Source organism: Streptomyces sp. NPDC058758 (assembly GCF_042746075.1).
GTDB lineage: Bacteria > Actinomycetota > Actinomycetes > Streptomycetales > Streptomycetaceae > Streptomyces.
In genome coordinates this window covers 34,569-58,012 of record NZ_JBHYPS010000012.1, presented here as the reverse complement: position 1 = coordinate 58,012, position 23,444 = coordinate 34,569, and the positions used below count along the sequence as shown (strand labels likewise).

Annotated in this window: 22 protein-coding genes; 12 read left to right on the top strand and 10 right to left on the bottom strand. The window is 74.5% G+C overall.

All coding sequences use genetic code 11. The features are described from left to right. Window positions 1-26 precede the first annotated feature (26 nt). The 6 genes from ACFW6A_RS17010 to ACFW6A_RS16985 all read right to left on the bottom strand — a co-directional run bounded on the left by ACFW6A_RS17010 (window position 27) and on the right by ACFW6A_RS16985 (window position 6,540). Window positions 27-617, bottom strand: coding sequence for a hypothetical protein (locus ACFW6A_RS17010; protein ID WP_351844530.1), 591 nt, complete (start codon window positions 615-617; stop codon window positions 27-29). After that, on the bottom strand, window positions 604-2,199 hold the full coding sequence (locus ACFW6A_RS17005) for a substrate-binding domain-containing protein (RefSeq protein ID WP_386641250.1): 1,596 nt from the start codon (window positions 2,197-2,199) through the stop codon (window positions 604-606). Before ACFW6A_RS17005 ends, ACFW6A_RS17010 begins: the two co-directional genes overlap by 14 nt. Next, window positions 2,196-3,452, bottom strand: coding sequence for a toxic anion resistance protein (locus ACFW6A_RS17000; protein WP_351844526.1), 1,257 nt, complete (start codon window positions 3,450-3,452; stop codon window positions 2,196-2,198). The genes ACFW6A_RS17005 and ACFW6A_RS17000 overlap by 4 nt, the downstream gene beginning before the upstream one ends. Continuing rightward, complete coding sequence (locus ACFW6A_RS16995; RefSeq protein WP_386641247.1) at window positions 3,449-4,561, bottom strand: hypothetical protein; 1,113 nt, start codon at window positions 4,559-4,561, stop codon at window positions 3,449-3,451. Before ACFW6A_RS16995 ends, ACFW6A_RS17000 begins: the two co-directional genes overlap by 4 nt. Before the next feature lie 276 nt (window positions 4,562-4,837). After that, window positions 4,838-5,227 (bottom strand): hypothetical protein, encoded by a 390-nt coding sequence (locus ACFW6A_RS16990; protein ID WP_351844522.1) that lies wholly within the window; start codon window positions 5,225-5,227, stop codon window positions 4,838-4,840. A 101-nt stretch (window positions 5,228-5,328) separates the two neighbouring features. Beyond that, window positions 5,329-6,540: a pyridoxal phosphate-dependent aminotransferase gene (locus tag ACFW6A_RS16985; RefSeq protein ID WP_351844520.1), complete on the bottom strand. Its 1,212-nt coding sequence runs from the start codon at window positions 6,538-6,540 to the stop codon at window positions 5,329-5,331. 130 nt (window positions 6,541-6,670) lie between these two features. Here ACFW6A_RS16985 and ACFW6A_RS16980 point away from each other — a divergent pair, with 130 nt between their 5' ends. Both ACFW6A_RS16980 and mptB read left to right on the top strand, forming a co-directional pair. Continuing rightward, window positions 6,671-7,123, top strand: a complete 453-nt coding sequence (locus ACFW6A_RS16980; protein WP_386641244.1) for a hypothetical protein — start codon at window positions 6,671-6,673, stop codon at window positions 7,121-7,123. Window positions 7,124-7,172: 49 nt separating this feature from the next. Then, complete coding sequence (gene mptB, locus ACFW6A_RS16975; protein ID WP_386641241.1) at window positions 7,173-8,588, top strand: polyprenol phosphomannose-dependent alpha 1,6 mannosyltransferase MptB; 1,416 nt, start codon at window positions 7,173-7,175, stop codon at window positions 8,586-8,588. On the opposite strand, the gene ACFW6A_RS16970 is transcribed toward mptB, so the two are convergent. Next, window positions 8,585-10,192 carry an amidohydrolase family protein gene (locus tag ACFW6A_RS16970; protein WP_386641238.1) on the bottom strand — a complete coding sequence of 536 codons (1,608 nt, stop codon included), beginning with the start codon at window positions 10,190-10,192 and terminating at the stop codon, window positions 8,585-8,587. The two genes, mptB and ACFW6A_RS16970, sit on opposite strands and share 4 nt — an antisense overlap. A gap of 13 nt (window positions 10,193-10,205) precedes the next feature. Next, window positions 10,206-11,474, bottom strand: a complete 1,269-nt coding sequence (locus ACFW6A_RS16965; protein WP_386641235.1) for an amino acid deaminase — start codon at window positions 11,472-11,474, stop codon at window positions 10,206-10,208. Between the two features lie 131 nt (window positions 11,475-11,605). On the opposite strand from ACFW6A_RS16965, the gene ACFW6A_RS16960 reads away from it, so the two are divergent. From ACFW6A_RS16960 to ACFW6A_RS16945, 4 genes are read left to right on the top strand one after another with little or no spacing between them, the layout of a single operon-like run. Next, window positions 11,606-12,655, top strand: a complete 1,050-nt coding sequence (locus ACFW6A_RS16960) for a sugar kinase (RefSeq protein ID WP_386641361.1) — start codon at window positions 11,606-11,608, stop codon at window positions 12,653-12,655. Then, entirely contained in the window at window positions 12,652-13,428 is a 777-nt protein-coding gene (locus tag ACFW6A_RS16955) for an IclR family transcriptional regulator (protein WP_386641232.1), read from the top strand. The genes ACFW6A_RS16960 and ACFW6A_RS16955 overlap by 4 nt, the downstream gene beginning before the upstream one ends. Beyond that, window positions 13,421-13,831 (top strand): RidA family protein, encoded by a 411-nt coding sequence (locus ACFW6A_RS16950; RefSeq protein ID WP_386641229.1) that lies wholly within the window; start codon window positions 13,421-13,423, stop codon window positions 13,829-13,831. The genes ACFW6A_RS16955 and ACFW6A_RS16950 overlap by 8 nt, the downstream gene beginning before the upstream one ends. Window positions 13,832-13,875: 44 nt before the next feature. After that, window positions 13,876-14,400, top strand: coding sequence for a hypothetical protein (locus ACFW6A_RS16945; RefSeq protein ID WP_386641227.1), 525 nt, complete (start codon window positions 13,876-13,878; stop codon window positions 14,398-14,400). Window positions 14,401-14,442: 42 nt separating this feature from the next. On the opposite strand, the gene ACFW6A_RS16940 is transcribed toward ACFW6A_RS16945, so the two are convergent. Both ACFW6A_RS16940 and ACFW6A_RS16935 read right to left on the bottom strand, forming a co-directional pair. Continuing rightward, complete coding sequence (locus ACFW6A_RS16940) at window positions 14,443-15,780, bottom strand: M14 family metallopeptidase (RefSeq protein ID WP_351844504.1); 1,338 nt, start codon at window positions 15,778-15,780, stop codon at window positions 14,443-14,445. A 362-nt stretch (window positions 15,781-16,142) separates the two neighbouring features. Next, window positions 16,143-17,882 (bottom strand): carbohydrate binding domain-containing protein, encoded by a 1,740-nt coding sequence (locus ACFW6A_RS16935; RefSeq protein WP_351844502.1) that lies wholly within the window; start codon window positions 17,880-17,882, stop codon window positions 16,143-16,145. Between the two features lie 419 nt (window positions 17,883-18,301). Here ACFW6A_RS16935 and ACFW6A_RS16930 point away from each other — a divergent pair, with 419 nt between their 5' ends. The 6 genes from ACFW6A_RS16930 to ACFW6A_RS16905 are packed head-to-tail and all read left to right on the top strand — an operon-like array spanning window position 18,302 to window position 23,438. Further along, on the top strand, window positions 18,302-19,153 hold the full coding sequence (locus ACFW6A_RS16930) for a hypothetical protein (RefSeq protein ID WP_351844500.1): 852 nt from the start codon (window positions 18,302-18,304) through the stop codon (window positions 19,151-19,153). Between the two features lie 21 nt (window positions 19,154-19,174). Next, window positions 19,175-19,894: a Flp pilus assembly protein CpaB gene (gene cpaB / locus ACFW6A_RS16925; protein ID WP_351844498.1), complete on the top strand. Its 720-nt coding sequence runs from the start codon at window positions 19,175-19,177 to the stop codon at window positions 19,892-19,894. Between the two features lie 9 nt (window positions 19,895-19,903). Then, a complete protein-coding gene (locus ACFW6A_RS16920; RefSeq protein WP_351844496.1) occupies window positions 19,904-21,166 on the top strand; it encodes a P-loop NTPase in 1,263 nt (420 codons plus the stop codon). Between the two features lie 3 nt (window positions 21,167-21,169). Continuing rightward, entirely contained in the window at window positions 21,170-21,541 is a 372-nt protein-coding gene (locus ACFW6A_RS16915; RefSeq protein ID WP_351844494.1) for a TadE/TadG family type IV pilus assembly protein, read from the top strand. After that, window positions 21,538-22,086 carry a TadE/TadG family type IV pilus assembly protein gene (locus ACFW6A_RS16910; protein WP_351844492.1) on the top strand — a complete coding sequence of 183 codons (549 nt, stop codon included), beginning with the start codon at window positions 21,538-21,540 and terminating at the stop codon, window positions 22,084-22,086. The genes ACFW6A_RS16915 and ACFW6A_RS16910 overlap by 4 nt, the downstream gene beginning before the upstream one ends. Continuing rightward, entirely contained in the window at window positions 22,083-23,438 is a 1,356-nt protein-coding gene (locus ACFW6A_RS16905) for a CpaF family protein (RefSeq protein ID WP_351844490.1), read from the top strand. Before ACFW6A_RS16910 ends, ACFW6A_RS16905 begins: the two co-directional genes overlap by 4 nt. The last annotated feature ends 6 nt before the right edge of the window (window positions 23,439-23,444 follow it).

Below are 23,444 nucleotides of genomic sequence, written 5' to 3'. Positions count from 1 at the left end.
GGCCGGCGCACGTCCCCGGACGGGGCTCAGTCGCCCCGGTCCTCCAGATAGCGGGTGTGCGCCCGCTGGCGGAGCTCCTCCGCCTCCCGGAGCGCCGAGGCGATCCGTCCGGCCTCCTCGCGCAGCGCGGCCAGCTGCCGCTCCAGATGCCGCTCGGGCGGCTCGGAGCCCGGGTTCACCCGCGTCCACCAGCGGGTCCGCACGAAGGCGTCGACCGCCTCCGGGACGTCCTGGCGGACCGCGCGGGCCAGCACGTGCAGGTGCTCCGGGTCGCTGACCCAGCCCGGTTCGAGCAGTGCCCCGAGGAGCGCGTCCAGCTCGTCGAGTCCCTTCCGGGCGCCCTCCGGCAGCTCCACCTCCGCGAGGTACTCCCGCAGGGTGGCGTGGTCCGCGCGCAGCGACTCCAGCTGCTCGTCGGCGCTCGGGAAGGCGGGGGCGTCCGGCCGCTCCGGCGGGGCGATCAGCGCGCCCGCGCCGTACAGTCCGAGGACCACCAGCGGCCACAGCCCGCCGGCCGCGCCGGTGAGGCCGATGCCGAGGCCGGCCAGGCCGCAGAGGCAGCCCGTCAGGTTCTTGCGGGACTCCGCGTAGCGGAGCACGCGGTCACTGGTAGCCACGGATCTCCTCGAAAGCGCCCTTCAGGGAGCCCTCCGCCTCGAAGAGCCTGCCGCCGGTCAGGTCCGCGATGTGGTTCAGCTCGGTCCGGTCGGAGTCGCCGAAGAGGATCGGGAAGACCGGGGTGCGCCGCTGCTCGTCGGGCAGGCCCCGGAAGAAGGCGTCGAAGTCGGAGCCCCCGATGCCGTCGGTGTTCTCGCCGTCCGTCATGAGCACGACCGAGGTGAAGGCGTCGCGGGAGGAGGCGCCCAGGCTGCGGTAGGCCTCGGTGAGGCTGGAGTAGATCGCCGTGCCCCCGGAGGCGGTGAGCCGCCCCGCGTCGGCGCGGATCGCCTCCCTGGCCTTCGCCGGGTCGTCCGGGTCGACCGTGTACGTCCGCACCTCGCCGGACTTCACCGCGGTGCCGAAGGGCATCAGGGTGACCTCCTCGCGGTCCCGGAAGTCCTCGGTCAGCTCGGCGATCGCGTCCTTCAGCCGGGTCAGCCGCTCGCCGCCCATCGACCCCGAGGTGTCCAGGACGTAGACCGTGCGGGAGGGCCTGCGGAGCGTGTTGTCGTACGCGTCGAGCAAACCGTCGGCGACGGAACGGCTGCCGGGGAAGGGCAGCTCGCGCCGCAGGCCCCGGTCGAGCCGGGGCGCCGGGTCGACGCCGGCGACCACCGGGCGGCGCAGGGTGGTCTCGGTGATCCGGCGCTGCGCCTGGGGGGTGCGGAGGTAGGCGGTGAGCCGCCGGGCGGACTCCTTGGCGTCGGCGGAGGCGGCGGTGAGCAGGGTGAGCGGGTAGTCGGCGGTGACGACGCCGTCGGAGGGGCGGATCACGGTGAGCGCGCCGGGCGCGGTGAGCAGCACCGACTCGTAGTTGACCAGGGCGTCGACGTCGGTGCGGCGGCCGTAGGCGGTGGCGAGCCAGCCGGAGGAGCCGGAGGTGAGCTTCTGGCCGGCGAAGAACTCGCGGAGCTTCGGCGTCGCCTTCGCCACGTCCCGGTCGCTGAGCGCGGACTGGGCGCCGGAGAGGCCCGAGGCGACCGAGACCAGCGCGGAGAAGCCGGAGTTGGAGCGCTTCGGGTCGGTCATGCCGTACGTCAGCCTCCCCGCGGCGACCGCCCGGTGCAGCTGCGACCAGGTGACCTTCTCCGGGTCCCAGCCGAGCCGGGCGACGGCCTCGGGGCGGACGCCGAGCGCCACCGGCGAGGTCATCACCGGGGTCTCGTTGGTGATCCGGCCGGCGGTGTCGGGGCGCAGCCGCAGGTAGTCGTTGGAGGAGAGCCAGACGGCGTCGTACTCCTTCTCGGCCCGGCCCGAGGCGATCCGTTCGACGGCGTCGAGGGTGCCCGCGTAGGTGGTGCGGACGGTGACGCCGGTGGCCTGCCGGGCCTCCTCCAGGACCGGCGCCATGTCGGCGAGTTCGGAGGAGGCCAGGACGCGGAGGGTGCCGGGCTCGGCGGGCCTGGAGTCGGCCTTGTCGCGCTGTTCGCCGGTGCCGCCGGCCGAGTTGTCGATCGTGCCGCAGGAGCCCGCGGTGGCGGTGAGGAGCAAGGTGAGGGCGAGGCCCGCCAGGAGGCGGGGGAGGGGGAGGGGTCTCATGCGGAAGGTCCGCCTTCCAGTGCGCTCGTGCGGCGGCTGCGGTCCAGGTGGGCGCTCGCTTCCCGGAGTTCGCCCGTGAGGGAGGAGACGGTCGCCGCCATCGCCTCGGTCGCCTGGACCTTGTACGTGTCGATGGCGTCGAGGGTGCGGTAGATCTGCTGGAAGGCCGTGCGCAGGGTCTCGGCGCCGACCGCGGGGTCGGCGGCGATCCGCTGGATCTCGCCGGCCTGGGTGGACAGCATCTCGGCGTTGCCCCGGATCAGGTCCTCGGTGGTCGAACGGAGCACGTTGACCTGCTCGGTCACCTTGCGCTGGTTCTCCAGGGCGGAGGCCAGCACGACCGCGATCCGCAGCGCCGACAGGGTCGTCGTCGCGGCCCGGTCGACGCCCTTGACCAGCTCGTCGTTGTTCCGCCGCACCACGTCCATCGCCAGGTATCCCTGGGCGCAGACGGCGAGCTGGGTGAGCAGGTCCTGGTGCTTCTGGCGGACCGGGAAGAGGACGTCGGCGCGGAGCGCGTCCGCCTCGGCCGGGTCCGCGGTGCCCGCGATGCGCTGCTCCACGGCCGCGTCGAGGGCCTCGGTGAGGACGGCGAACTCCTGGAGCTTGCCCATGGTCTCCCACAGCCGGGCCCGCTCGGTCTGCAACGCGGCGTTGTCGCGCCGCAGTTCGTCCTGCCCGCTGCGGAGCGCGCCGACGATCCGGTTCAGGGTGGCCTGCGAGGAGGCGTACCTGGCGACGTGGTCGCGGAACCTGTTGCCGCCGGGCAGCTTGGAGAGGAGCCCCTTGAAGCCCTTGCCGGGGGCGGCTTGCGGGTCCAGGTCCTCGACCGTGCGCCGGAGTTCGACGAGCGAGGAGCCGACGCGGGCGGAGGCGTCGCCGCCGCCCCGGCCGAGGGAGCGGACCGTGCGGTCCAGCATGCGGTTCGACTGCTGGGCGGCGGCCCGCATCTCGCCGGAGCCGAGCGCCGCGATCTCGCCGATGCGGCCCGCGAACTCGGGGGAGCGCGGGTCGAGTCCGGAGAGCGAGCCGACGTACTCCTCGGCCCGGCGGGACATCTCCGCCCGCACCGACGCGTCCAGCGGCACCAGGCCGGAGGCCTGCTCGGCGCGGACCGCCGGGGCGGGGGCGGGCGGGGTGAGGACGAGCGGGGCGTCGTGCTCGGGCGGGGTCAGGACGAAGGTGGACTCCGGCGCGCCCGCGTACGGGTTCCGGGGCCGTCCGGCGGCGCGCGGGTCGGTGTGCTCGGTCATGCGGTGCCCCCCTGGTCACGGGCCCGCCGCGCCATGTCGCGCAGCACCGCGCCGGTGGGCACGGGCGCCTGGCGGACTCCGGTCAGTGTCTGGTTGAGGTATTCGCCGTACGCGTGGGTGGCCTCGGTGAACTCGGGCGCGGCGCCCTGCGGCCGGAAGCCGTGCCGGACGGCGAGACGGCGCAGCTCCGGGTCCTCGGAGAGCAGCCGGCCCAGCTCCTTGCCGCCCTCGGTGAGGGGGACGAGCGTGTGATCGCTGTTGACCGTGGTGTCCGGGTAGAGCACGACGAGGTCGCCCATCGGCCGGCCGGCGAGGAGCTGGGACGCCACCTGGGACTCGTAGACGAGGACCAGCGGGTTGCCGACGCCGCTCACGAAGTCCCGGAAGGGGGCGTCGGAGCCGGTCTGCTGGGCGCCCTGCACCCGGGTCAGCTTGCGCAGCAGCGGTGCGGTGCGGGTGACGGCCTCCTTGCCGTCGGCGACCCGGCCGCCGTCGGCGACGTAGCTCGCGGCGGCGAGGTAGAGCGCGCCGGAGTTGGAGGCCACCGGGTCGGTGGAGGTGATGAAGAGCGTCCCGCTCAGCTCGGCGTGGTTCGCGGCGCCCTTGAGCTGCTGCCAGGACCGGTCGGCGCGGACGGCGGCCAGGTAGGCGTCCATCCTGAGGATGCCGCTGGTGCCGCGGGCGCCGAGGGTCGCCAGGCCGTTGCCGGCGAGGACCCGGGCGGCGTTGCTGTGCGCGACCACCACCAGCGGCGAGTAGAAGGGGCGCAGCGGCGCGGAGGCGGCCTTGGCGCGCAGCTCGTCGGCCGGGCCCTTCGAGGACGGGAAGGCGAAGTCGTACCCCTCCAGGGGGAGTCGCTCCATGTCCCAGGACCCCGAGGTCTCGGTCTCCACGGTGAGGCCCTTGGCCTGGAGGGCCTTCACCACGTCCGGATCGGTGAAGAACTCGCTCTTCTCCGAGCCGATGACTCCTCGCACGGTCTTCGTTGCCGTGCCCTTGTCCTTGTCGCCGCCCGTCACGAGGACGGCGGCCACGCCGCCGAGGAGCAGGACGGCCAGGACGATTCCCAGAATGCGTCTCACGCGGGCAGAGTGCTCGCGGAAACCCACATTCCAGGGGGAGCCGGGTGGACGGGAGGTGAAGGGGCGATCCCGGTAGGGAACCGGAGGACGGCCCGCCGGAACGCTCCCGGCGCCGGTCCGGGGGGCGGGTCCCGGGCGGGAGGCGGAGGGCGCCCGGTCCGGGCGGGAGGCGGAGGGCGCCCGGTCCGGGCGGGAGGCGGAGGGCGCCCGGTCCGGGCGGGAGGCGTAGGGTGCCCGGTTCGGCCGGCCGGGAGGTGGAGGGCGCCCGGGCCGCGCGGTTCGTGCCGCGCGGCCCGGGGCCGTCTAGGGGGCGGCGACCAGGGGGTCCCCGGCCAGGGCCGCGGTGTGGGCGTCCATGCGCTCGGCGGCGAGGATCGCGGCGGAGGTGTCCGCGCGCGAGGCGGCGACGAGCAGGGCCCGGCCGGCCAGGGCGTGCGCCTTGCGGTGGAGGGCCTCGGGGGAGGCCCCGGACAGGGCGGCGTGCCGGGCGGGCGGGGCGCCGCGGAGGCGGGCCACCTGGCGGGCGATCCGCTCGCCGCCCTCGGTGTCGCCGAGCTCGTCGGTCACGGCGAGCAGGGCGGCGAGGTGGCCGGCGAGCTGGATGTCCAGCTCCTCCTCGCGGGAGCGGTGCGGATACCCGGCGGGGTCGCCGCCCGTCGTGTGGACCGACTTGGTGCGGATCGGTTCGTACATGGGGACGGCCTCCTGACTGCTCGAAGGCCATCCTAGCTTGGATTCGGTCTAAAGTTGAGCTGGGTCCGGTTCAAGGCCGGGTCAAGACCCGGCGCGGGCCCTCACGGCTGGCCGTAACCGTCCAGGAAGCGGCCGATCCGGGTCACCGCGTCCGTGAGGTCCGCGACCGACGGCAGCGTCACGATCCGGAAGTGGTCCGGCTCGTGCCAGTTGAAGCCCGTCCCGTGCACCACCATGATCTTCTCGGCCCGCAGCAGGTCCAGGACCATCTGCCGGTCGTCCTTGACCTTGTAGACGTTCGGGTCGAGGCGCGGGAACAGGTACAGCGCGCCCTTCGGCTTCACGCACGTCACGCCCGGGATCGAGGTCAGCAGCTCGTACGCGGTGTTCCGCTGTTCGAGCAGCCGGCCGCCCGGCAGCACCAGCTCCTCGATCGACTGCCTCCCCTGGAGCGCGGCGGCCACCGCGTGCTGGGCCGGCATGTTGGCGCACAGCCGCATGTTCGCGAGGATCGTCAGGCCCTCGATGTACGAGGAGGCGTGGTGCTTCGGACCGCAGACCGCGAGCCAGCCGGAGCGGAAACCCGCCACCCGGTAGTTCTTGCTCATCCCGTTGAAGGTGAGGCACAGCAGGTCCGGGGCGATCGCCGCGGTCGGGGTGTGCGTGGCGCCGTCGTAGAGGATCTTGTCGTAGATCTCGTCCGAGCAGACCACCAGGTCGTGCCGGCGCGCGATGTCGGTCAGCGCGCGCAGCATCTCGTCGTCGTAGACGGCGCCGGTCGGGTTGTTCGGGTTGATGATCACGATCGCCTTGGTGCGGTCGGTGATCTTCCGCTCGATGTCGGCCAGGTCCGGCATCCAGTCCGACTGCTCGTCGCAGCGGTAGTGCACCGCGGTGCCGCCCGCGAGGGAGACCGACGCCGTCCACAGCGGGTAGTCGGGGGCCGGGACGAGGACCTCGTCGCCGTCGTCCAGCAGCGCCTGCATCGACATCTGGATCAGCTCCGAGACGCCGTTGCCGAGGTAGACGTCCTCGACGGACAGGTGGATGCCCTTGGTCTCGTAGTGGCTCATCACCGCGCGGCGGGCGGACAGCAGGCCCTTCGCGTCACCGTAGCCGTGCGCCTCGGAGAGGTTCCGGAGGACGTCCTCCAGGATCGCGGGCGGGCACTCGAAGCCGAAGGCGGCCGGATTGCCGGTGTTGAGCTTGAGGATGCGATGACCCGCGGCTTCGAGCCGCATCGCCTCTTCGAGCACCGGGCCCCGGATTTCGTAACAGACGTTGGCGAGCTTCGTGGACTGGATCACCTGCATGACGAGAGCTTACGGCGGGCGGGGGTGCGATGCGTCGTGTTCTCGGACACGTCGGGCGGCCGGGCGCGCCGCCGGAGGGGCAGGGTCCGCCCGGAGTGCGGACCTGTCGTGATCCCTACAATGCGGGGCCATGAGCTTCGAGGACCCTGACAGACCGGCGCGCGGACGCCGTCGGCACGCCTCCGCCCGGCGGGGGCGCGGGGCGTGGCTGCTCGCCGTCGGCGGGGCGGCGGTGCTCGGCCTCGGCGCGGTGGCGCTGACCGGCGGCGGAGGGACGAAGCGGCCCGCCGAACGGGACGCGGACGGCGGCGGCCTGCCCGCGCTGATCCAGGCGGACCCGGAGCGGAGCGATACGGACCCGGCCCCGGAGCCGAGCCGCGACGCGAGCCGCCCGACGGCCACCGGCCCGGCGAAGCCCCGCCCGACCGCGTACGCCGCGCCCACGGCGGCCCCGTCGGAGCCCTCCGCCGCGGCCGCCCCCTCCACGGAGGCCGCGACCGCCGCCGCGCCCACCGCCTCCGGCGGCACCGCCGCCTCCGGCAAGCCGGGCCGGGGACGCGGCAACGGGAAGGGACCGCGCTGAGACCGGGCGCCCCGGGGCCGCGCCGGCCACCGGGGTAGGTTGGCTGGTCATGTGGGTTGTGAGTGCTTCCGGATGCCGGTGGCTGGGGGCGGGCGGAGCGCTCGCCGTCGCCGCCGGGGGATACGCGGCCGGGGCCCTGCCGGTCGTCGGCGGGGGCGGGCTGTGGGCGCCGCGCGGGAGCGGTGCCGAGACCGCCGGGGCCGTCGTCGCGGCGGCCGGGCTGACGCTGCTCGTCGCCGTCTGGTGGCGCTACGGCGTGCTGCTGGCGCGCGGCGCCGCCGGGAGCGCGCTCGGAACGCTCGCCGCGTGGTGCGCGCCGCTGCTGCTCGCGCCGCCGCTGCACAGCGCCGACGTGTACAGCTACGTCGCGCAGGGCGCGATGGTCCTGGAGGGGCACGACGTCTACGGCGCCGGGCCCTCCGTGCTCGGCCCCGGCGAACTGGGGGCGGACGCGGCGGCGAGCGTCGGCGGGAACTGGACCGACACCCCGGCGCCGTACGGGCCCGTCTTCCTGCTCCTCGCCGAGGCGGTGGTGAGGCTGACCGGCGGGTCCGTCGTCCCGGCCGTCCTGCTGCTGCGGCTGGTCGCGCTCGGCTCGCTCGCCCTCCTCGTGTGGGCCGTGCGCGGCTTCGGGAAGGGCGACGGAGCCCTGTGGCTCGCCGTGCTCAACCCGCTGCTGCTGGTCCACGTCGTCGGCGGCACGCACAACGACGGCCTGATGGCCGGGCTCATGCTCGCGGGCGTGCTGCTCGCCGTGCGCGGCCGGTGGGTCCTCGGCAGCGCGCTCGTCGGCTGCGCCGTGATGGTGAAGTCGCCGGCGGCCGTCGCGCTGCTCTTCGTCGCGGTGGTCGTCGCCCGGCGCGGCGGGCTCCTCAAGGGCCTGCTCCTCCCCCCGGCCGTCGCCGGGGCGGTCGCGGCCGGGGCGAGCCTGCTCTCCGGGACCGGCTTCGGCTGGCTGGGGACCCAGTCCGTCGCCGGAGCCATCCACACCCCGCTGTCGCTCACCAGCGACCTCGGCCTCGCGCTCGGCACGCTCGTCGCGGACGACCCCGAGCCGGTCAAGGCCGTCGTGCAGAAGCTGGGACTGCTCGCCGCCGCCGTGATCGTCTGCCTCCTCGCGTGGCGCGCGTACCGGGGCCGGATCGACCCCGTCCTCGGCCTCGGCTACGGCCTGCTCGCCCTGGTCGCGCTCTCCCCGATGGTGCAGCCCTGGTACCTGCTGTGGGGCACCGTCGCCGTCGCGGCCGTCGCCTGGCACAGCCGCGCCGGGCAGGTGCTCGCCGTGCTCTCGGCGGCCCTCGTCTACGAGACCCAGCCCGCCGGCCACACCCCCTGGTACGGCTTCGTCGCCGCCGGCCTCGTCCTGGCCCTCGGCGTCCTGTGGCTCCGCCGGGACCCCTGGCCGCCGGCGCCCGCCCCCGCCGGGACCGCACCCGCTCCCGCCGACGGCGTCCGGGCCGCCTAGACCGGCGTCCGGCGGATCGCGCGGCCCGCGAGGACGTCCGTGCGGCGGCCGTCCTCGATGACGAAGCGGCCGTCCACCAGGACGTGCGGGATGCCGGTGGGGAGGGTGCGCGGGGCGTCGTACGTGGCCCCCGCCGCGACCGTCGCCGGGTCGAAGAGCACCAGGTCGGCCACGTACCCCTCCTTCACCAGGCCCCGGTCGGGCAGCCGCAGGCGGGCCGCCGGCCGGGAGGTCAGATGGGCGACGCACTCCTCCAGGGAGAGGACGCCCTCCTCGCGGACGTAGCGGCCGAGGTACTCGGGGAAGGTGCCGTAGGCGCGCGGGTGCGGCTTGGCGCCCTGCAGGATGCCGTCCGAGCCGCCGGTGTGGACGCGGTGGCGCATGATCGCCCGCACGTTCTCCTCGTGGCCGACGTGCTGGAGGATCGTCGAGCCGAGCCGGTCGGCCAGGAGCAGCGCCCGGGCCTCCTCCCAGCCGCCGAGCCGCCGCCCCACCCGGTCCGCCAGGGCGGCCTCCGTCACGCCCGAGACCTCGACCGTCGACCAGTCGACCGGCACCCCGTGACAGCCGTCCGAGCCGGTCACCTCCAGGTCGTGGCGGATCCGGTCCGCCGTCGGACCGTCCGCGAGGCGGCCGAGGACCGCCTCCGGCCCGCCCTCCTGCGCCCACGACGGGAGCAGGGCGAGGAGGGTGGTGCAGCCGGGGGTGTAGGGGTACGTGTCGAGGCTGAGGTCGGCGCCCGCCTCCAGGGCCCGGTCCAGCAGGGCCAGCAGCTCCGGGGCCCGGCCCTCGTTCTCCCCGAAGTTCAGGGTGGCGTGGGCCAGGTGCAGCGCGCAGCCCGCCTCCCGGGTGAGCGCGATCATCTCCTCGTACGCGCGCAGCGCCCCCGCGCCGTAGCTCCGGTGGTGGGGGCAGTAGTAGCCGCCGTACTCCGCCACCACCCGGCACAGCTCGGTCAGCTCGGCGTCGGGGGCGTACATGCCGGGGGTGTAGGTGAGGCCGGAGGACATGCCGACCGCGCCCTGCTCCAGGCCCTCGGCGACCAGCCGGCGCATCCGGTCCAGCTCGGCCGGGGTCGCCGGGCGGTCCGCCCAGCCCATCGCGTACATCCGGACCGTGCCCTGCGGGACGAGGTAGGCGGCGTTCACCGCGATGCCCTCGCCGCCGTGCGCGGTGTCGAGCCGGTCCAGGTACTCGCCGACCGTCCGCCAGTCGAGGTCCACGGTCGTGTCCCCGGGGCCACCGCCGTTCCAGCCGGCGATCGCCCGCCGCACCTCCTCGCGGGTGCGGTCGTCCACCGGGGCGTACGACAGGCCGTCCTGGCCCAGCACCTCCAGCGTCACGCCCTGCGCGGCCTTGGCCGAGTGGTCCGGGTCGCGCAGCAGCGCCAGGTCGCTGTGGGCGTGCATGTCGACGAAGCCGGGGGAGAGGACCAGGCCCTCCGCGTCGACGGTCTTGCGGGCCGTCGGCCGCTGGCAGCCGGCCGCCGCCGCCTCCTGCACCACCGACACGATCCTGCCCCGCTCCACCGCCACGTCGGCGCGGTAGGAGGGGCCGCCGGAGCCGTCGACGACCTCGGCGTCGCGGAAGACGAGATCCATCATCCCGGGCCCCCGCTCAGAAGAAGGTGCGGACGTAGTCGACGACCGTGCCGTCCGCCTCGACCAGCGGGATCAGCTGCCACTTGTCGAAGGAGGTGCACGGGTGCGACAGGCCCATCCCGACCCAGTCGCCGACCTCGACCTCCGCGCCGTCCTCGGTGCGCAGCCACGCGTGCTGGTCGGACAGGGCCGTGACGGTCACCCCGGCGGCCGCCCGGACCTCGCCGGTCCGGGCGGAGCGCACCACCTGCGCCTCCGGCAGGTGGAGGTCGTACGCGGCGTCCCGCTTGCCCGCGTTGGTGAAGGCCTGCCCGGCGGACGGCCGGGACACCACCTGCGACCAGAGGCGGAACGCCGGCTGGAGGGCCCCCTCCTCGGGGACCCGGTTGAAGGGGGTCTTCTCGCGGTACTGGCCGTCGTCGTGCGACACGTACGCGCCGGAGCGCAGCAGCTTCAGGACCGGCAGGGAGAGGCCGGGGATCTCCGCGAAGACGTCGGCGACGGCGTCGAACCAGGCGCTGCCGCCCGCGCTCACCACGATCTCGCCCACCGACGGGTCGAAGCGGCCGTCCCCGTCGAAGGCGGTGGCGAGCCCCGTCAGCCGGCGCAGCCAGGCGCGGACCGACTCCCCGTCGGCGCCCGGCACCTCGGCCTCGTAGCCGGCGACGCCGACGAGCCGCAGGGTGCCGGTCGCGGCGATCGCGTCGGCGACGGCCGTGCACTCCGCCTCGGTACGGGCGCCGGTGCGGGCCCCTTCGCCCGCGCCCAGCTCCACCACGACGTCCAGCGGACGCCGGGCCCCGGCCGCGCGCAGCGCCTCGTCCATCAGCTCGACCCCGCGCACCGAGTCGGCGTAGCAGACCAGGCGGAAGTCCGGGTGCGCGTCCAGCTCGGCGGAGAGCCAGCGCAGCGCCACCGGGTCGACGACCTCGTTGGCGAGGAAGATCCGGTCGACTCCGTGCGCGCGGTAGACCCGGACCTGGTGGGGGACGGCGGCCGTGATGCCCCAGGCGCCGTGCTCGATCTGGCGGCGGAAGAGGACCGGCGCCATCGAGGTCTTGCCGTGCGGCGCGAAGGCCAGGCCGTGCCGCTCCGCGTACTCCTCCAGGGCGCGCAGGTTGTGCTCGACGGACTCGGCGGAGAGGGCGAGGACCGGGGTGGTGAAGCCGCCGGTGAAGAGGGAGCGGCGCTGGGCGGCCAGCTCGCCGACGGTCAGCCCCTCGGCGTCCGGCGGCAGGCCCTTGAACCGGTGGTCGACGCGCTCGTCCGACAGGTCGGTCGGCATGGATCCCTCCTCCGGCCGTTGCATTGTGTGCAACGTCCATTGCGTATATCGCTCACCGCTGTCTAACATCCGGGCCGAGGCCGGGTCAATGGACCCCGGCGCCCGAGGACCGCAGGAGCGTGACCGTGAGCATGGCCGGAGCCCCCGAGGTCGTCTGCGTCGGCGAGTCCATGGTGACCTTCCTGCCCTCCCGGCCGGGCCGCCTCGCCGACGTCCCCGCCTTCACCCGCGCCGTCGGCGGCGCCGAGTCCAACGTCGCCTGCGCCCTCGCCGCCGCCGGACACCGCACCCGCTGGGTCGGCCGCGTCGGCACCGACGGCTTCGGCGACCACCTGCTCGACACGATCGCAGCGTACGGAGTCGACACCGGCGCGGTCCGCCGCGACCCGCACCGCCCCACCGGCGTCTACTTCCGCACCGACGCCGACCGCGCCACCGACGCCCACGAGGTCGTCTACTACCGGGCCGGCTCCGCCGCCTCCGCGATGTCCCCGGCGACCGTCCCGTACGCCGCCGTCGCCGACGCCCGCGTCCTCCACCTCACCGGCATCACCGCCGCCCTCTCGCCGGGCTGCCGGGCCCTCCTGGACGAGCTGACCCGGCCCCGCCCCGGCCGCCCCCTCCTCTCCTTCGACGTCAACCACCGGCCCGCGCTCTGGCCCGAAGGCGACGCCCCCCGGGTGCTCCTCGGCCTCGCGAACCGGGCCGACCTCGTCTTCGTCGGCGCCGACGAGGCCGAACGCCTCTGGGGCGCCGCCGGCCCCCGCGCCGTCCGCGCGCTGCTCCCCGAGCCCGCCGTCCTGCTCGTCAAGGGCGGCGAAGGACCGGTCACCGCCTTCGAGCGGCACCGGGGCACGGACACCGTCACCGTCGCCCCCGCGCCCCGGGTGGACGTCGTCGCGGCCGTCGGCGCCGGCGACGCCTTCGCCGCCGGCTTCCTCTCCGCCACCCTCCGGGGCCTCCCCATGACCGCCCGGCTCCGGCACGGCCACCTCGCGGCCGCCGCCGCCCTCACCGTCCCCGGCGACCTCGCCGCCCCGCCCCGGCGCGCCCTCGCCGACCGCCTCGCCGGGCTCGACGCCGACGCCTGGGGGAGACTGCACCTCGGCCCCGGCTGGACGGCGGCCGACACGGCGGCCGGCACCGACCCGGCGGCCGACGAGGAGGTACGTACCCGATGAGCCAGACCGTCGACCGCGCGCTCAGCATCCTGCCGCTGCTCGCACAGGGCCCCGCCGACCTGGGCCAGGTCGCCGACCGGCTCGGCGTGCACAAGTCCACCGCCCTGCGGCTGCTGCGCACCCTCCACGAGCACGGCCTCGTCTACCGGCAGCAGGACCAGCGCTACCGCCTCGGCGCCCGCCTCTTCGCCCTCGCGCAGGAGGCCGTCGAGAACCTCGACGTCCGCGAGATCGCCCACCCGCACCTCGCCGCCCTCAACGAGCGCACCGGCCACACCGTCCACCTCGCCGTCCACGAGGACGGCGAGGTGCTGTACATCGACAAGGTCGAGAGCCGCTACCCCGTGCGGATGTACTCGCGCATCGGCAAGCCCGTCGCCATCACCGTCGCCGCCGTCGCCAAGCTCCTCCTCGCCGACCTGCCCGAACCCGAGCGGCGCGCCCTCGCCCTGAAGCTCGACTACCCCCGCTACACGCCCCGTTCGACGCCCGACGCCGCCGCCTTCCTCCAGGAGCTGGCCACCGTGCGCGAGCAGGGCTGGGCCACCGACCTCGGCGGCCACGAGGAGTCCATCAACTGCGTCGCCGCCCCCGTCCGCGGCGCCGACGGCCGGGTCGTCGCCGCCCTGTCGGTCTCGGCGCCCAACGTGGTCGTCACCGCCGAGGAACTGCTCGCCCTGCTGCCGCAGGTGCGGCGCACGGCGGAGGCGATCAGCCACGACTACTCCGGCACCACCCCACCGAAGGAAACAGAGGTACCCGCAGATGAGTGAGAAGACCGCGATCACCCCCGCCACCCACACGGCCCCGCCCGCGAAGTTCTCGCACGGCGTGCGCAAGGGGAACATCCTCCAGGTCGCCGGCCAGGTCGGCTTCCTCCCGGCCGTCGAGGGACAGCCGCCCACGCCGGCCGGCCCGACCCTGCGCGAGCAGACCCTCCAGACCTTCGCCAACGTCAAGGCGATCCTCGAGGAGGGCGGCGCGGGCTGGGACGACGTGATGATGATGCGCGTCTACCTCACGGACGTCGACCATTTCGCCGAGATGAACGCGCTCTACAACCAGTACTTCGAGGAGCAGGAGCTCAAGGCCCCGCCGGCTGCCCGCACCACCGTCTACGTCGGCCTGCCCAAGGGCCTGCTCATCGAGATCGACGCGCTCGCCGTCCTGGACTGAACCCCGGGGGGTCCCTTCACAGCCGCGTCGGCCATACTGCCGCCGTGGAGCAGAGCAACGGACCCATCATGCAGCCCCTGCGCGCCGCTTCGGCCGACCCGGGGTTCGTCCCCGGGCTCACGGGAGTGACGGACCCGCCCCGGGACGCCGTCCGGGACGACGTGCCGGACGAGGCCTCTGACGAGGCGACGGAGCCCGTCGGCTCCGACGCCGACGCCGACGCCGAGGCCTCGGACGTGTCCGAGGACGGGGACGAGGGCGGGGCTGGTGCGACGCCGGCCGACGGCCCCGTCTTCGAGGCCGCCGACCGGCGGGGGCGGATCGTGGCCGACGCCGCGGGCGTCCGGCTGAGCTACGACGAGGAGGCGTGCGAGTTCCGCTGGGACGAACTCGCCGCCGTCGAGAGCGCGAAGGGCCGCTTCGGCAAGCGCTTCACCGTCGTCGTGCACACCCCCGACCGGCGCTGGTACCCGATCGAGCTGATCGCGCCGGACAGGGGTCGCATCGCGGCCTGGGAGGCGGAGCTGGACGCGGTCCTCGACGCCTACTTCGACGACGAGGCGTCCTGACGGTCCGCCGCCGGGGCCGTCGGGGCCCCGGCCGGCGGGGCGTCAGCAGTACTGCGCCTGCTTGCCGATGGAGCGGTACATGCAGTCCGCGTTCTCCAGGAGCCGGAGGACGGCGTCGCGGTTGCGGCTCGTCTCGCGCTCGATGACCTCGTCCGGCGGGTAGAAGCCGCCGCCCCCGGACGAGGCCGGGTACATCTCGAAGGTGTACCCGAAGATCTTGTGCGCGCCCCAGAGGTAGTCGTCGATCGACCCGTCGGTGATGTAGAGGTCGCTCGACTGCTCGGCGGTGTAGCCGTTGCTCGCCGCCATGCTCCGGCCGACCGCGGCGAAGGCGTCGCGGTCGTCCTGGGTCATGCCGGGGGCGGTGTCCGCGTAGGTCCAGCCGAACGGCCACAGCACCAGCTCGCTGTACGTGTGGAAGTCGACGCCGGCCTTGATCTGCTGGGTGCCGCCCACGACGCGGGAGCGGACGAAGTCGGCGACGACCTTCACCTCGGGCGCGGACTCGGGGGCGGCGCCCCGGTAGGTCTCGGAGCTCTTGGTGCCGGAGGAGCCGCCGCAGCAGCCCCACTTGTAGTCCCAGTTCCGGTTCATGTCCGTGCCGACGTACGAGGAACCGGAGTTGGGCTGCCGGTTCTTGCGCCAGCTGCGGTAGGAGCCGGTGGCGATGTCGTACTCGCCGCCGTCCGGGTTGAGGTCCGGCACGATCCAGATCTCGCGGCCGTTCACCGCGGCGGTGACCCGGGGGTCGGTGCCGTAGCCCGCGCCCAGCTCGCGCAGCAGGTACAGCGCCATCTCGACGGTGAGGTGCTCGCGGGCGTGCTGGTGGTGGGTGAAGAGGACCTCCGGCTCGTTCTCGTCCACGGCCACGTTGTCGCTGATCTTGATGGCGACGATGTCGCGGCCCTGGTAGCTCTTGCCGATGACCCGCTTGCTCATGATCGACGGGTAGGCGGCGAGGCGCTGGTCGATCTCCGCCGTCATCTCGGCGTAGTTGTGGTACTTCGCGTCGGCGGACGGGAAGTCGAGCGGGCCGAGGGCCGAGCGGGCGGGCTCGCCCCGGTCGGGCGGGCCGGGCAGGGCGACCGGCTCGTAGCCGAGGGCCTCGAGCCGGGCCAGCTCGCGCGCGTCGGCGCTGACCACGACCGAGCGGGCGTCGACCTCGTCGATCGAGACGCCGGTGGCGGTGAGCGCGGAGCGGGCGGCGGGGGTGGAGGGCCCGGCGATCTCGTACTGCCGGATCACCTCCTCGCCGCCCCTGGCGGCGGTCGCCGGGTCGGCCCCGGCGGGTGAGGAGAGGGCGGAGAGGGGCGCCGCGAGGGCGAGCGCCACGAGGGCCGCGAGGGTGGCGGACCTTCTGCCGCGTCGGGGACGTCGCATGGTGTCTCCTGGGTGGGGAGTGTGGGGGAGTGCGACAACAGGTGCGGGTGTCCGGGGCACATGGTGAGGCCATGTCATGGACGGGTCAAGGTAGGGAGTTCGGCCATGGTCGTCGCCACGCTAGGCGACGACGCTCCCGGAAACGCGGCAGGGCGCGGCCCGGCACCTCGCGCGGAGCCGCCGGTCCTCCGTACGGAGCCGACCGGAAACGCGGCGGGGCGCGGTCCGGTCCTCCGCACGGCGTCGGCCGGGGGCGGCGCGGAGCCGGCCGGGAACGCGGCACGGCGCCGCCGGAGGACCGGCGGCGCCGCGATGGGGGTTCGTGCGACCGGGGGCGCGACCGCGTGCGGCCGCGACCGCGGTTACGGCAGGGCGTGGACGTGCGCGCCGACCGCGTTCGACCAGGCGTTGCCGGCCGTCGCGTCCCAGTTGGTGGACCAGGTCATGGCGCCCCGGAGGGTCGGCCACGCCTGGGCGGGCTTGAAGGTGCCGCAGCCCGTCAGCTTGGTCAGGCAGTCGATCGCGCTGTTCACGACCGACGGGGCGACGTAGCCGCTGCCCGCGCCGCGGGTGGAGGCGGGGACGCCCAGGCCGACCTGGGACGGGTCGAGACCGCCCTGGATCTGGATGCAGGCGAGCGCGGTGAGGAAGTCCACCGAGCCCTGGCTGTAGACCTTGCCGTCGCAGCCGAGCATCGAACCGCTGTTGTAGTACTGGGTGTTGACCACCGTGAGGATGTCCTTCACGGCGAGCGCGGTCTTGAAGTACTCGGTGCCCGTGGACTGCATGTCGATGGTCTGCGGGGCCATCGTCAGGACCATCTTCGGGCCCGCCAGGGCGGACAGCTGGCGCAGCGCCTTCGTCAGGTAGGTGGAGTTGATGCCGTGCTCGAGGTCGATGTCGATCCCGTTGAAGCCGTACTCCTGGAACAGCGCGTAGGCGCTGTTCGCGAAGGCGGTGGCGCTCGCGTCGCTGTTGATCGTGACGTTGCCCTTCTCGCCGCCGACCGAGATGATCACCGACTTGCCGGCCGCCTTCTTGGCCGCGACGTCGGCCTTGAAGTCGGCCACCGAGGTGTAGCCGACGGCCGGGTCGAGGTTGAAGGTGATCTGGCCGGGCGTGGTCGTCGAGTCCGCGAAGGAGACCGCGATGATGTCGTACGCGGCCTGGACGTCCCGCAGCTTCTGCTTGGCGGCGCCGTTGTCGAAGTTCTGCCAGTAGCCGGTGACCGCGTGCTTCGGGACGGCCGGGTTGTCGCCGCCGCCTCCGCCGGTCTTGGCCGTACGGGCGCTCACGGCGGCCGACTTGGCGGACTCGCCCGCCGCGTTGGCGGCCGCGACCTGGAAGGAGTACGCGGTGTCGGCGGCGAGGCCGGTGACCGTGGTGGAGGTGCCGCTGACGGTCGCGGCGAGCGCACCGTCCCGGTACACCTTGTAGCTCGTCGCGCCGGAGACCGCGCCCCAGCTCAGCGGGACCGCGCTGGTGGTGGGCGTGCCGGCGGCGAGCCCGGCCGGGGTGCCGGGGACGACCGGGTCGGGGTCCTGGACGCCGCCCCCGTCGGGGCCGTAGACGCTCACGTCGTCCACGAAGTAGGCGGCGGTGCCGTACCACCCGTGCGTGTAGACCTCGACCGAGGTGGTGGACGCCCCGGTGGTGAAGGTGGTGGTCAGCTGCTTCCAGGACGGGGAGTCGGGCGTCCAGGTGGAGACGGTGCCGGTGCCCGTCCCGGTGCCGCTCGCGCCGAGGTAGGCGTAACCGCCCTGGACCCAGGCGCTCAGCGTGTAGGTGGAGTTGGGCTTCACGGCCACGGTCTGCACGCACTTGGCGTTGTCGAGACCGGCGGGGAGGGCCTTGAGGGCGCCGGTCCCGGTGCGGGCCGGGGTGGCGACGGCGGTGCCGCTGCCGGCCGAGCACGACCAGTTCGCCAGGCCGTTCTCGAAGCCCGCGTTCCGGGCGTTGTTGACGTCGGCGGCCAGGGCGGTGCCGGCGCCGCCGACCAGGGCGAGGCCGGATCCGACGGCGAGCGCGAGGGCTCCGCCGAGCCAGCGGCGCGCGGCCGGGCGGCCGGTGACCGGGCGGGTGGTGGTGCGGTCCACGTGCATCCTCCGGTGGGGGAGTCGGGAGCTGGAGGTGCCGTACGTCGTCGTACGGGGGAACTGCGGTCAGGGATGGGGCTGGGGATGGAGATCGGGAGGTGGCCACCGCCGTCGTCGCACCAAGTTGGTCCAGACCAATTGCGTTGTCAAGACCTCTGGCACGGACCGGCCGCGAGCGGAGCCCGGGAATCCGGTGACGGGAAAGGGGGTGGGAGTTGACGGATTGTGTGTTCACCACCCCGGTCCGCGTGGATAAAGTGCAGAACAGCCGTACCGAGGGGACGGGGCGGCCGGTGCGGACCGGAAGGCGCGCGCGTGCGCCGGTGACGGCCGGGGCGGGCGGGAAGGACCCGTACGCCGGAAGCGACGCGTACGACGGAAGCGGCGGGAACGGCCGGTGCGGGCCGGGAGGGACGGGGGCTCACGTGCCGACAGCGATCGCGGTCACCGGTGCCGATCTCGTGCTGCCGCCCGCCGAGCCCGGGACGCCCAACGCCGCCGTCCTCGCCGACCCCGCGGCCCGAACCCTCGACGACTCCGTCACCGAACTCCGCCGCCTCGTCGACCGCTTCGGCCACGTCCTCGTCGTCTGCCCCTCCTCCGCGCCGCCCGCCGTGGCCCACCGCCTCCACACCGTCCGCGGCCTCCTGGAGAGCGACCGGATCGCCCTGGTCAGGACCGACCTGCCGCCGCTCGGCGCCGCCGTCCTCGCCCGCCAGCTCCGCCAGCTCTCCGCCTGCGACTTCAGCCCCGGCGTCCTCGCCTCCGCCGCCCGGCTCCTCGCCCACTACATCTACGCGGGCGCCGTCCTCGGCTCCGTCTCCCGCCTCGACCGCGTCCCCGTCACCCTCGGCTCCCACCTCAAGGGCTGGCTGCCCGGCGCCCACTTCGCCGTCCTCGCCGGACCCACCCCCCGGATCGTCCGGGTCGGCGCCGACGAAACCGGCTTCGAAGGACCCGAGTTCACCACCCGGCTGCTGATCGCCCGGGGACAGCTCGCCACCGAGTGGCCCACCACCACCCTCGCCCCCCGCTGGGCCGTCGCGGGCCCCGTCGAGGAGACCGCCCTGCCCGCCTCCTCGCCCGCCTGGTGGGGCACCCCCAAGCTCACCGAGTTCGCCGCCTACCTCCCCGACCTGCCCGTCCTCCACCGACTCGTCGCCTCGGTGCGCCGCGAGACCTGCCACTGGTGCGGCATGGAACTCATCGGCGACCGCTGCGGCTTCTGCGCCGCCCCCCTGGCCCGCACCACCCTCCCGGCCCCGGCCGGCCGGTGACCCGATGAACGAGGAAACCCGATGAACTCCCGCCAGCGCCGCGGCGTCATCCTGCTGCTGCTCTCCGTCCTCTGCGCCCTCGGTGCCTTCGCCGGCGTCCTCGCCGTCATCAGCGACGTGAACGCCAAGGTCGGGCCGGAGACCACCGCGTACCGGGTCAAGAACGACGTCAAGCCCTATGTGCGCCTGAACGCCGGACAGTTCGAGAAGATCTCCATGCCCGAGCGCTGGCTCTCCGGCACCGCCGTCACCGACCTCGCCCAGATCGACGGGAAGATCGCCGTCACCACCCTCAAGGCCGGCTCGCTCCTCCAGAAGGACATGATCGTCCCCCGCCCCGAACTCCGCCCCGGCGAGCAGGAGATCGCCATCATGATCGACGCCGCCACCGGCGTCGCCGGCAAGATCACCCCCGGTGCCACCGTCAACATCTACGCCACCTTCGCCGGCGACGAGAAGGGCGAACCCAGCCAGTCCCGCCTCCTCGTCCCCGCCGCCCGCGTCATCGACGTCGGCACCCTCACCCCCTTCGTCAAGCAGAAGACCGGATCCGGCTCCCGCACCGCCACCGAAGCCGTCCCCATCACCTTCGCCCTCTCCGCCCAGGACACCCAGCGCGTCGCCTACGCCGAATCCTTCGCGGAGCACGTACGCCTCGCCCTGGTCGCCCCCTCCGCCGACGGCGCGCCCGCCCGCCCCGCCCCCGGCGACCGCACCTACACGCTCGACACGGACAAGTGAGGCCCGGCCATGCCCACCAGGATCCTGCCGGCCGTCGGCGACCCCGACGCGGCCCGGGCCCTCGTCACCCTCCTCGGCCAGCTCCCCGACGCCGAGGCCGCCCCGCCCGTCCCCGACTCCACCCAGCTCGTCGACACCCTCGCCCGGCTCGCCGCCGCATCCCTCGACGCGCTCCCCGAGGTCGTCCTCGTCCACGAGCGGATCGGCCCCGTCCCCGCCCTCGACCTCGTCCGCGAGGTCGCCCTCCGCTTCCCCGCCGTCGGCGTCGTCCTCGTCACCGCCGACTCCGGACCCGGGCTGCTCTCCGCCGCCATGGACTCCGGCGCCCGCGGCCTGGTCTCCCTCCCGCTCGGCTACGAGGAGCTGGCCGGCCGCGTCCAGGCCGCCGCCCAGTGGTCCGCCGGCTTCCGCCGCCACCTCGGCGGCGGCGGCGCCGAACTCCTCGCGGGCCCCGGCGGCACCGTCGTCACCGTCAGCGGCGCCAAGGGCGGCGTCGGCACCACCCTCACCGCCGTCCAGCTCGCCCTCGCCGCCCGCGCCGCGGGCCGCACCGTCGCCCTCGTCGACCTCGACCTCCAGAGCGGCGACCTCGCCTCCTACCTGGACGTCCAGTTCCGCCGCTCCGCCGCCGACCTCGCCGCCATCAACGACATCTCGCCCCGCGTCCTCCAGGACGCCGTCTACGTCCACGAGACCGGCCTCTCCCTCCTCCTCGCCCCCGCCGAGGGCGAGCGCGGCGAGGAGGTCACCGACCGCGCCGCCCGCCAGATCATCAGCGCCCTGCGCGGCCGGCACGAGGTCGTCGTCGTCGACTGCGGCTCCCGCCTCGACAGCGCCAACGCCGCCGCCGTCGAGACGGCCGACACCGCCCTCCTCGTCACCACCCCCGACGTCATCGCCGTCCGCGCCGCCCGGCGGACCGTGCGGATGTGGGAACGGCTCCAGGTCCGCAAGGCCGAGACCACCGTGACCCTCGTCAACCGCCACTCCCGCACCACCGAGATCCAGCCGCCCCTGGTCCAGAAGATCACCGGCACCCGGATCGCCGCCGTCACCGTCCCCGCCGCCTACAAGGAACTCCAGGCCGTCGTCGACGCCGGCCGCCTCCACGAACTCGACGCCCGCTCCACCGTCAAGCAGGCCCTGTGGTCCCTCGCCGGCGAACTCGGCCTCACCGGCCCCCCGGCCGACGCGCCGACCCCCGGCAAGCAGCTCGCCCGCGCCGGCGACCGCGGCTCGCTGGGGCTGCGCCGCCGCGGCGGAGGCCGCTGAACCATGGACCGGCGGCGGGGGAGCGGAGACAGGGGCCAGGTGGCGGTGGAGTTCGCCGGCATGGTGCCCCTCATCCTGCTCACCCTGGCACTGCTGTGGCAGGTGGTCCTGGTGGGGTACGCGTACACCCTCGCGGCCAACGCGGCGGACGAGGCGGTACGGGCCTGCGCGGTCGACGGCGACTACCGGGCGGCGGGGGCCCGGCACCTGGACGGCGCCTGGTCGGGGAACGTCGACTGCCCCGGGCCGTCGGGAGGCATGGTCACCGCCACCGTCACCGTCGACACCCCGATCCTCTTCCCCGGCCTGGGCGGGTTCCCCGGCGTCCGGGCGACGGCCGGCGCGGTCTACGAAGGGCCGGTGAGCACGCCGTGAGCGGGACTCAGCGACGGCGGACCCCCGCCGGCACCGAAGGCCGTTCCACGGGCGGCGCCCCGCGGGACGGCGCCCGCGTCCCAAGCGCGGCCGCCGAAGGAACCCGGCACGGTGCCCGGCGGGGCGGTACGGGTGCCCCGGGCGACGCCCTCCGGAGTCGTACGGCATCCCGCTCCCGGGCCCGCGACCGGGGCCAGGTCGCCCTCGAATACCTCGGCTTCCTCCCCATCCTTCTCCTCGTCGGCCTCGCCGGGCTCCAGCTCGGGCTCGCCTCCTACGCCGCGCAGCAGGCGGGGACGGCGGCGCGGGCGGCGGCGCGGGCCGCGTCCAGCGACGCCGAGGACGCCCCGGCACCCGGGGCGGCGGCGCGGGCCGCCGTCAGCGGGTGGCTCACCGTCGGCGGCGGGGACCCCGTCGAGGGCGACGGGCAGGTCACCGTCACCGTCACCGTCGAGGTCCCCCGCGTCGTCCCCTTCTGGAACTTCGACCCCGTCCGCAGGACCGCCACCATGCCCCTGCCCGCATCGCCCGAGGAGGGGCCATGAGCCTGCGCGCCCGCATGCACCACGCCGGGGACGACCCGCGCGCCCTCGGGCCCGGCGGCGGCCGGGAGGACGGCCACCTGGTCGCGTCCTTCCGCGCCAAACTCCTCGAGGAGATCGACCTCACCGAGATGTCCGCGCTGGCCGCGGCCGAACGCCGCGCCCGGCTCGAACGCGTCCTCGGCCACATCATCAGCCGCGAGGGGCCGGTCCTCTCCACCGCCGAACGCGGCCGGCTGATCCGCCGCGTCGTCGACGAGGCCCTCGGCCTCGGCGTCCTCGAACCGCTCCTCGAAGACGCCTCCATCACCGAGATCATGGTCAACGGCCCCGACCAGATCTACATCGAGCGGGCCGGCCGGGTGGAACTCCTCCCGCTCCGCTTCGCCTCCCACGACCAGCTGATGCAGACCATCGAGCGGATCGTCTCCACCGTCAACCGCCGCGTCGACGAGTCGAACCCGATGGTCGACGCCCGCCTCCCCTCCGGCGAACGCGTCAACGTCATCATCCCGCCGCTCGCCCTCACCGGCGCCACGCTCACCATCCGCCGCTTCCCCCGCGCCTACACCCTCCACGAGATGATCGGCCTCGGCTCGCTCGACGAGCAGATGCTGCTGCTCCTGTCCGGGCTGGTCCAGGCGAAGTTCAACATCATCGTCTCCGGTGCCACCGGCACCGGCAAGACGACCCTCCTCAACGCCCTCTCCGGCCTCGTCCCCGAAGGCGAACGGATCATCACCATCGAGGACTCCGCCGAACTCCAGCTCCAGCAGTCCCACGTCATCCGCCTCGAAGCCCGCCCGCCCAACATCGAGGGCCGCGGCCAGGTCACCATCCGCGACCTCGTCCGCAACTCCCTCCGGATGCGCCCCGACCGGATCATCGTCGGCGAGGTCCGCGGCGGCGAGACCCTCGACATGCTCCAGGCCATGTCCACCGGCCACGACGGCTCCCTCGCCACCGTCCACGCCAACTCGGCCGAGGACGCCCTCATGCGCCTCCAGACCCTCGCCTCCATGTCCGAGGTCAAGGTCCCCTTCGAGGCCCTGCGCGACCAGATCAACAGCGCCGTCGACGTCCTCGTCCAGCTCACCCGCCACCCCGACGGCACCCGCCGCGTCACCGAGATCGCGGTCCTCGCCTCGCACGGCCGCGAACGCCTCCTCCTCGCCACCGTCTGCCACTTCCAGGCCGAACCGCTCTCCGCCGACGGGCGGGTGCACGGCCGCTACGTCCACCACCCGCTCCCGCGCCGCGTCGCCGAACGCCTCTACATGACGGGCCAGCCCATCCCGCCGGCCTTCGGCGTCGCCGCGGACGACACCGAACTCGCCACCCGAGAAGCGAGGTAGGAGCGC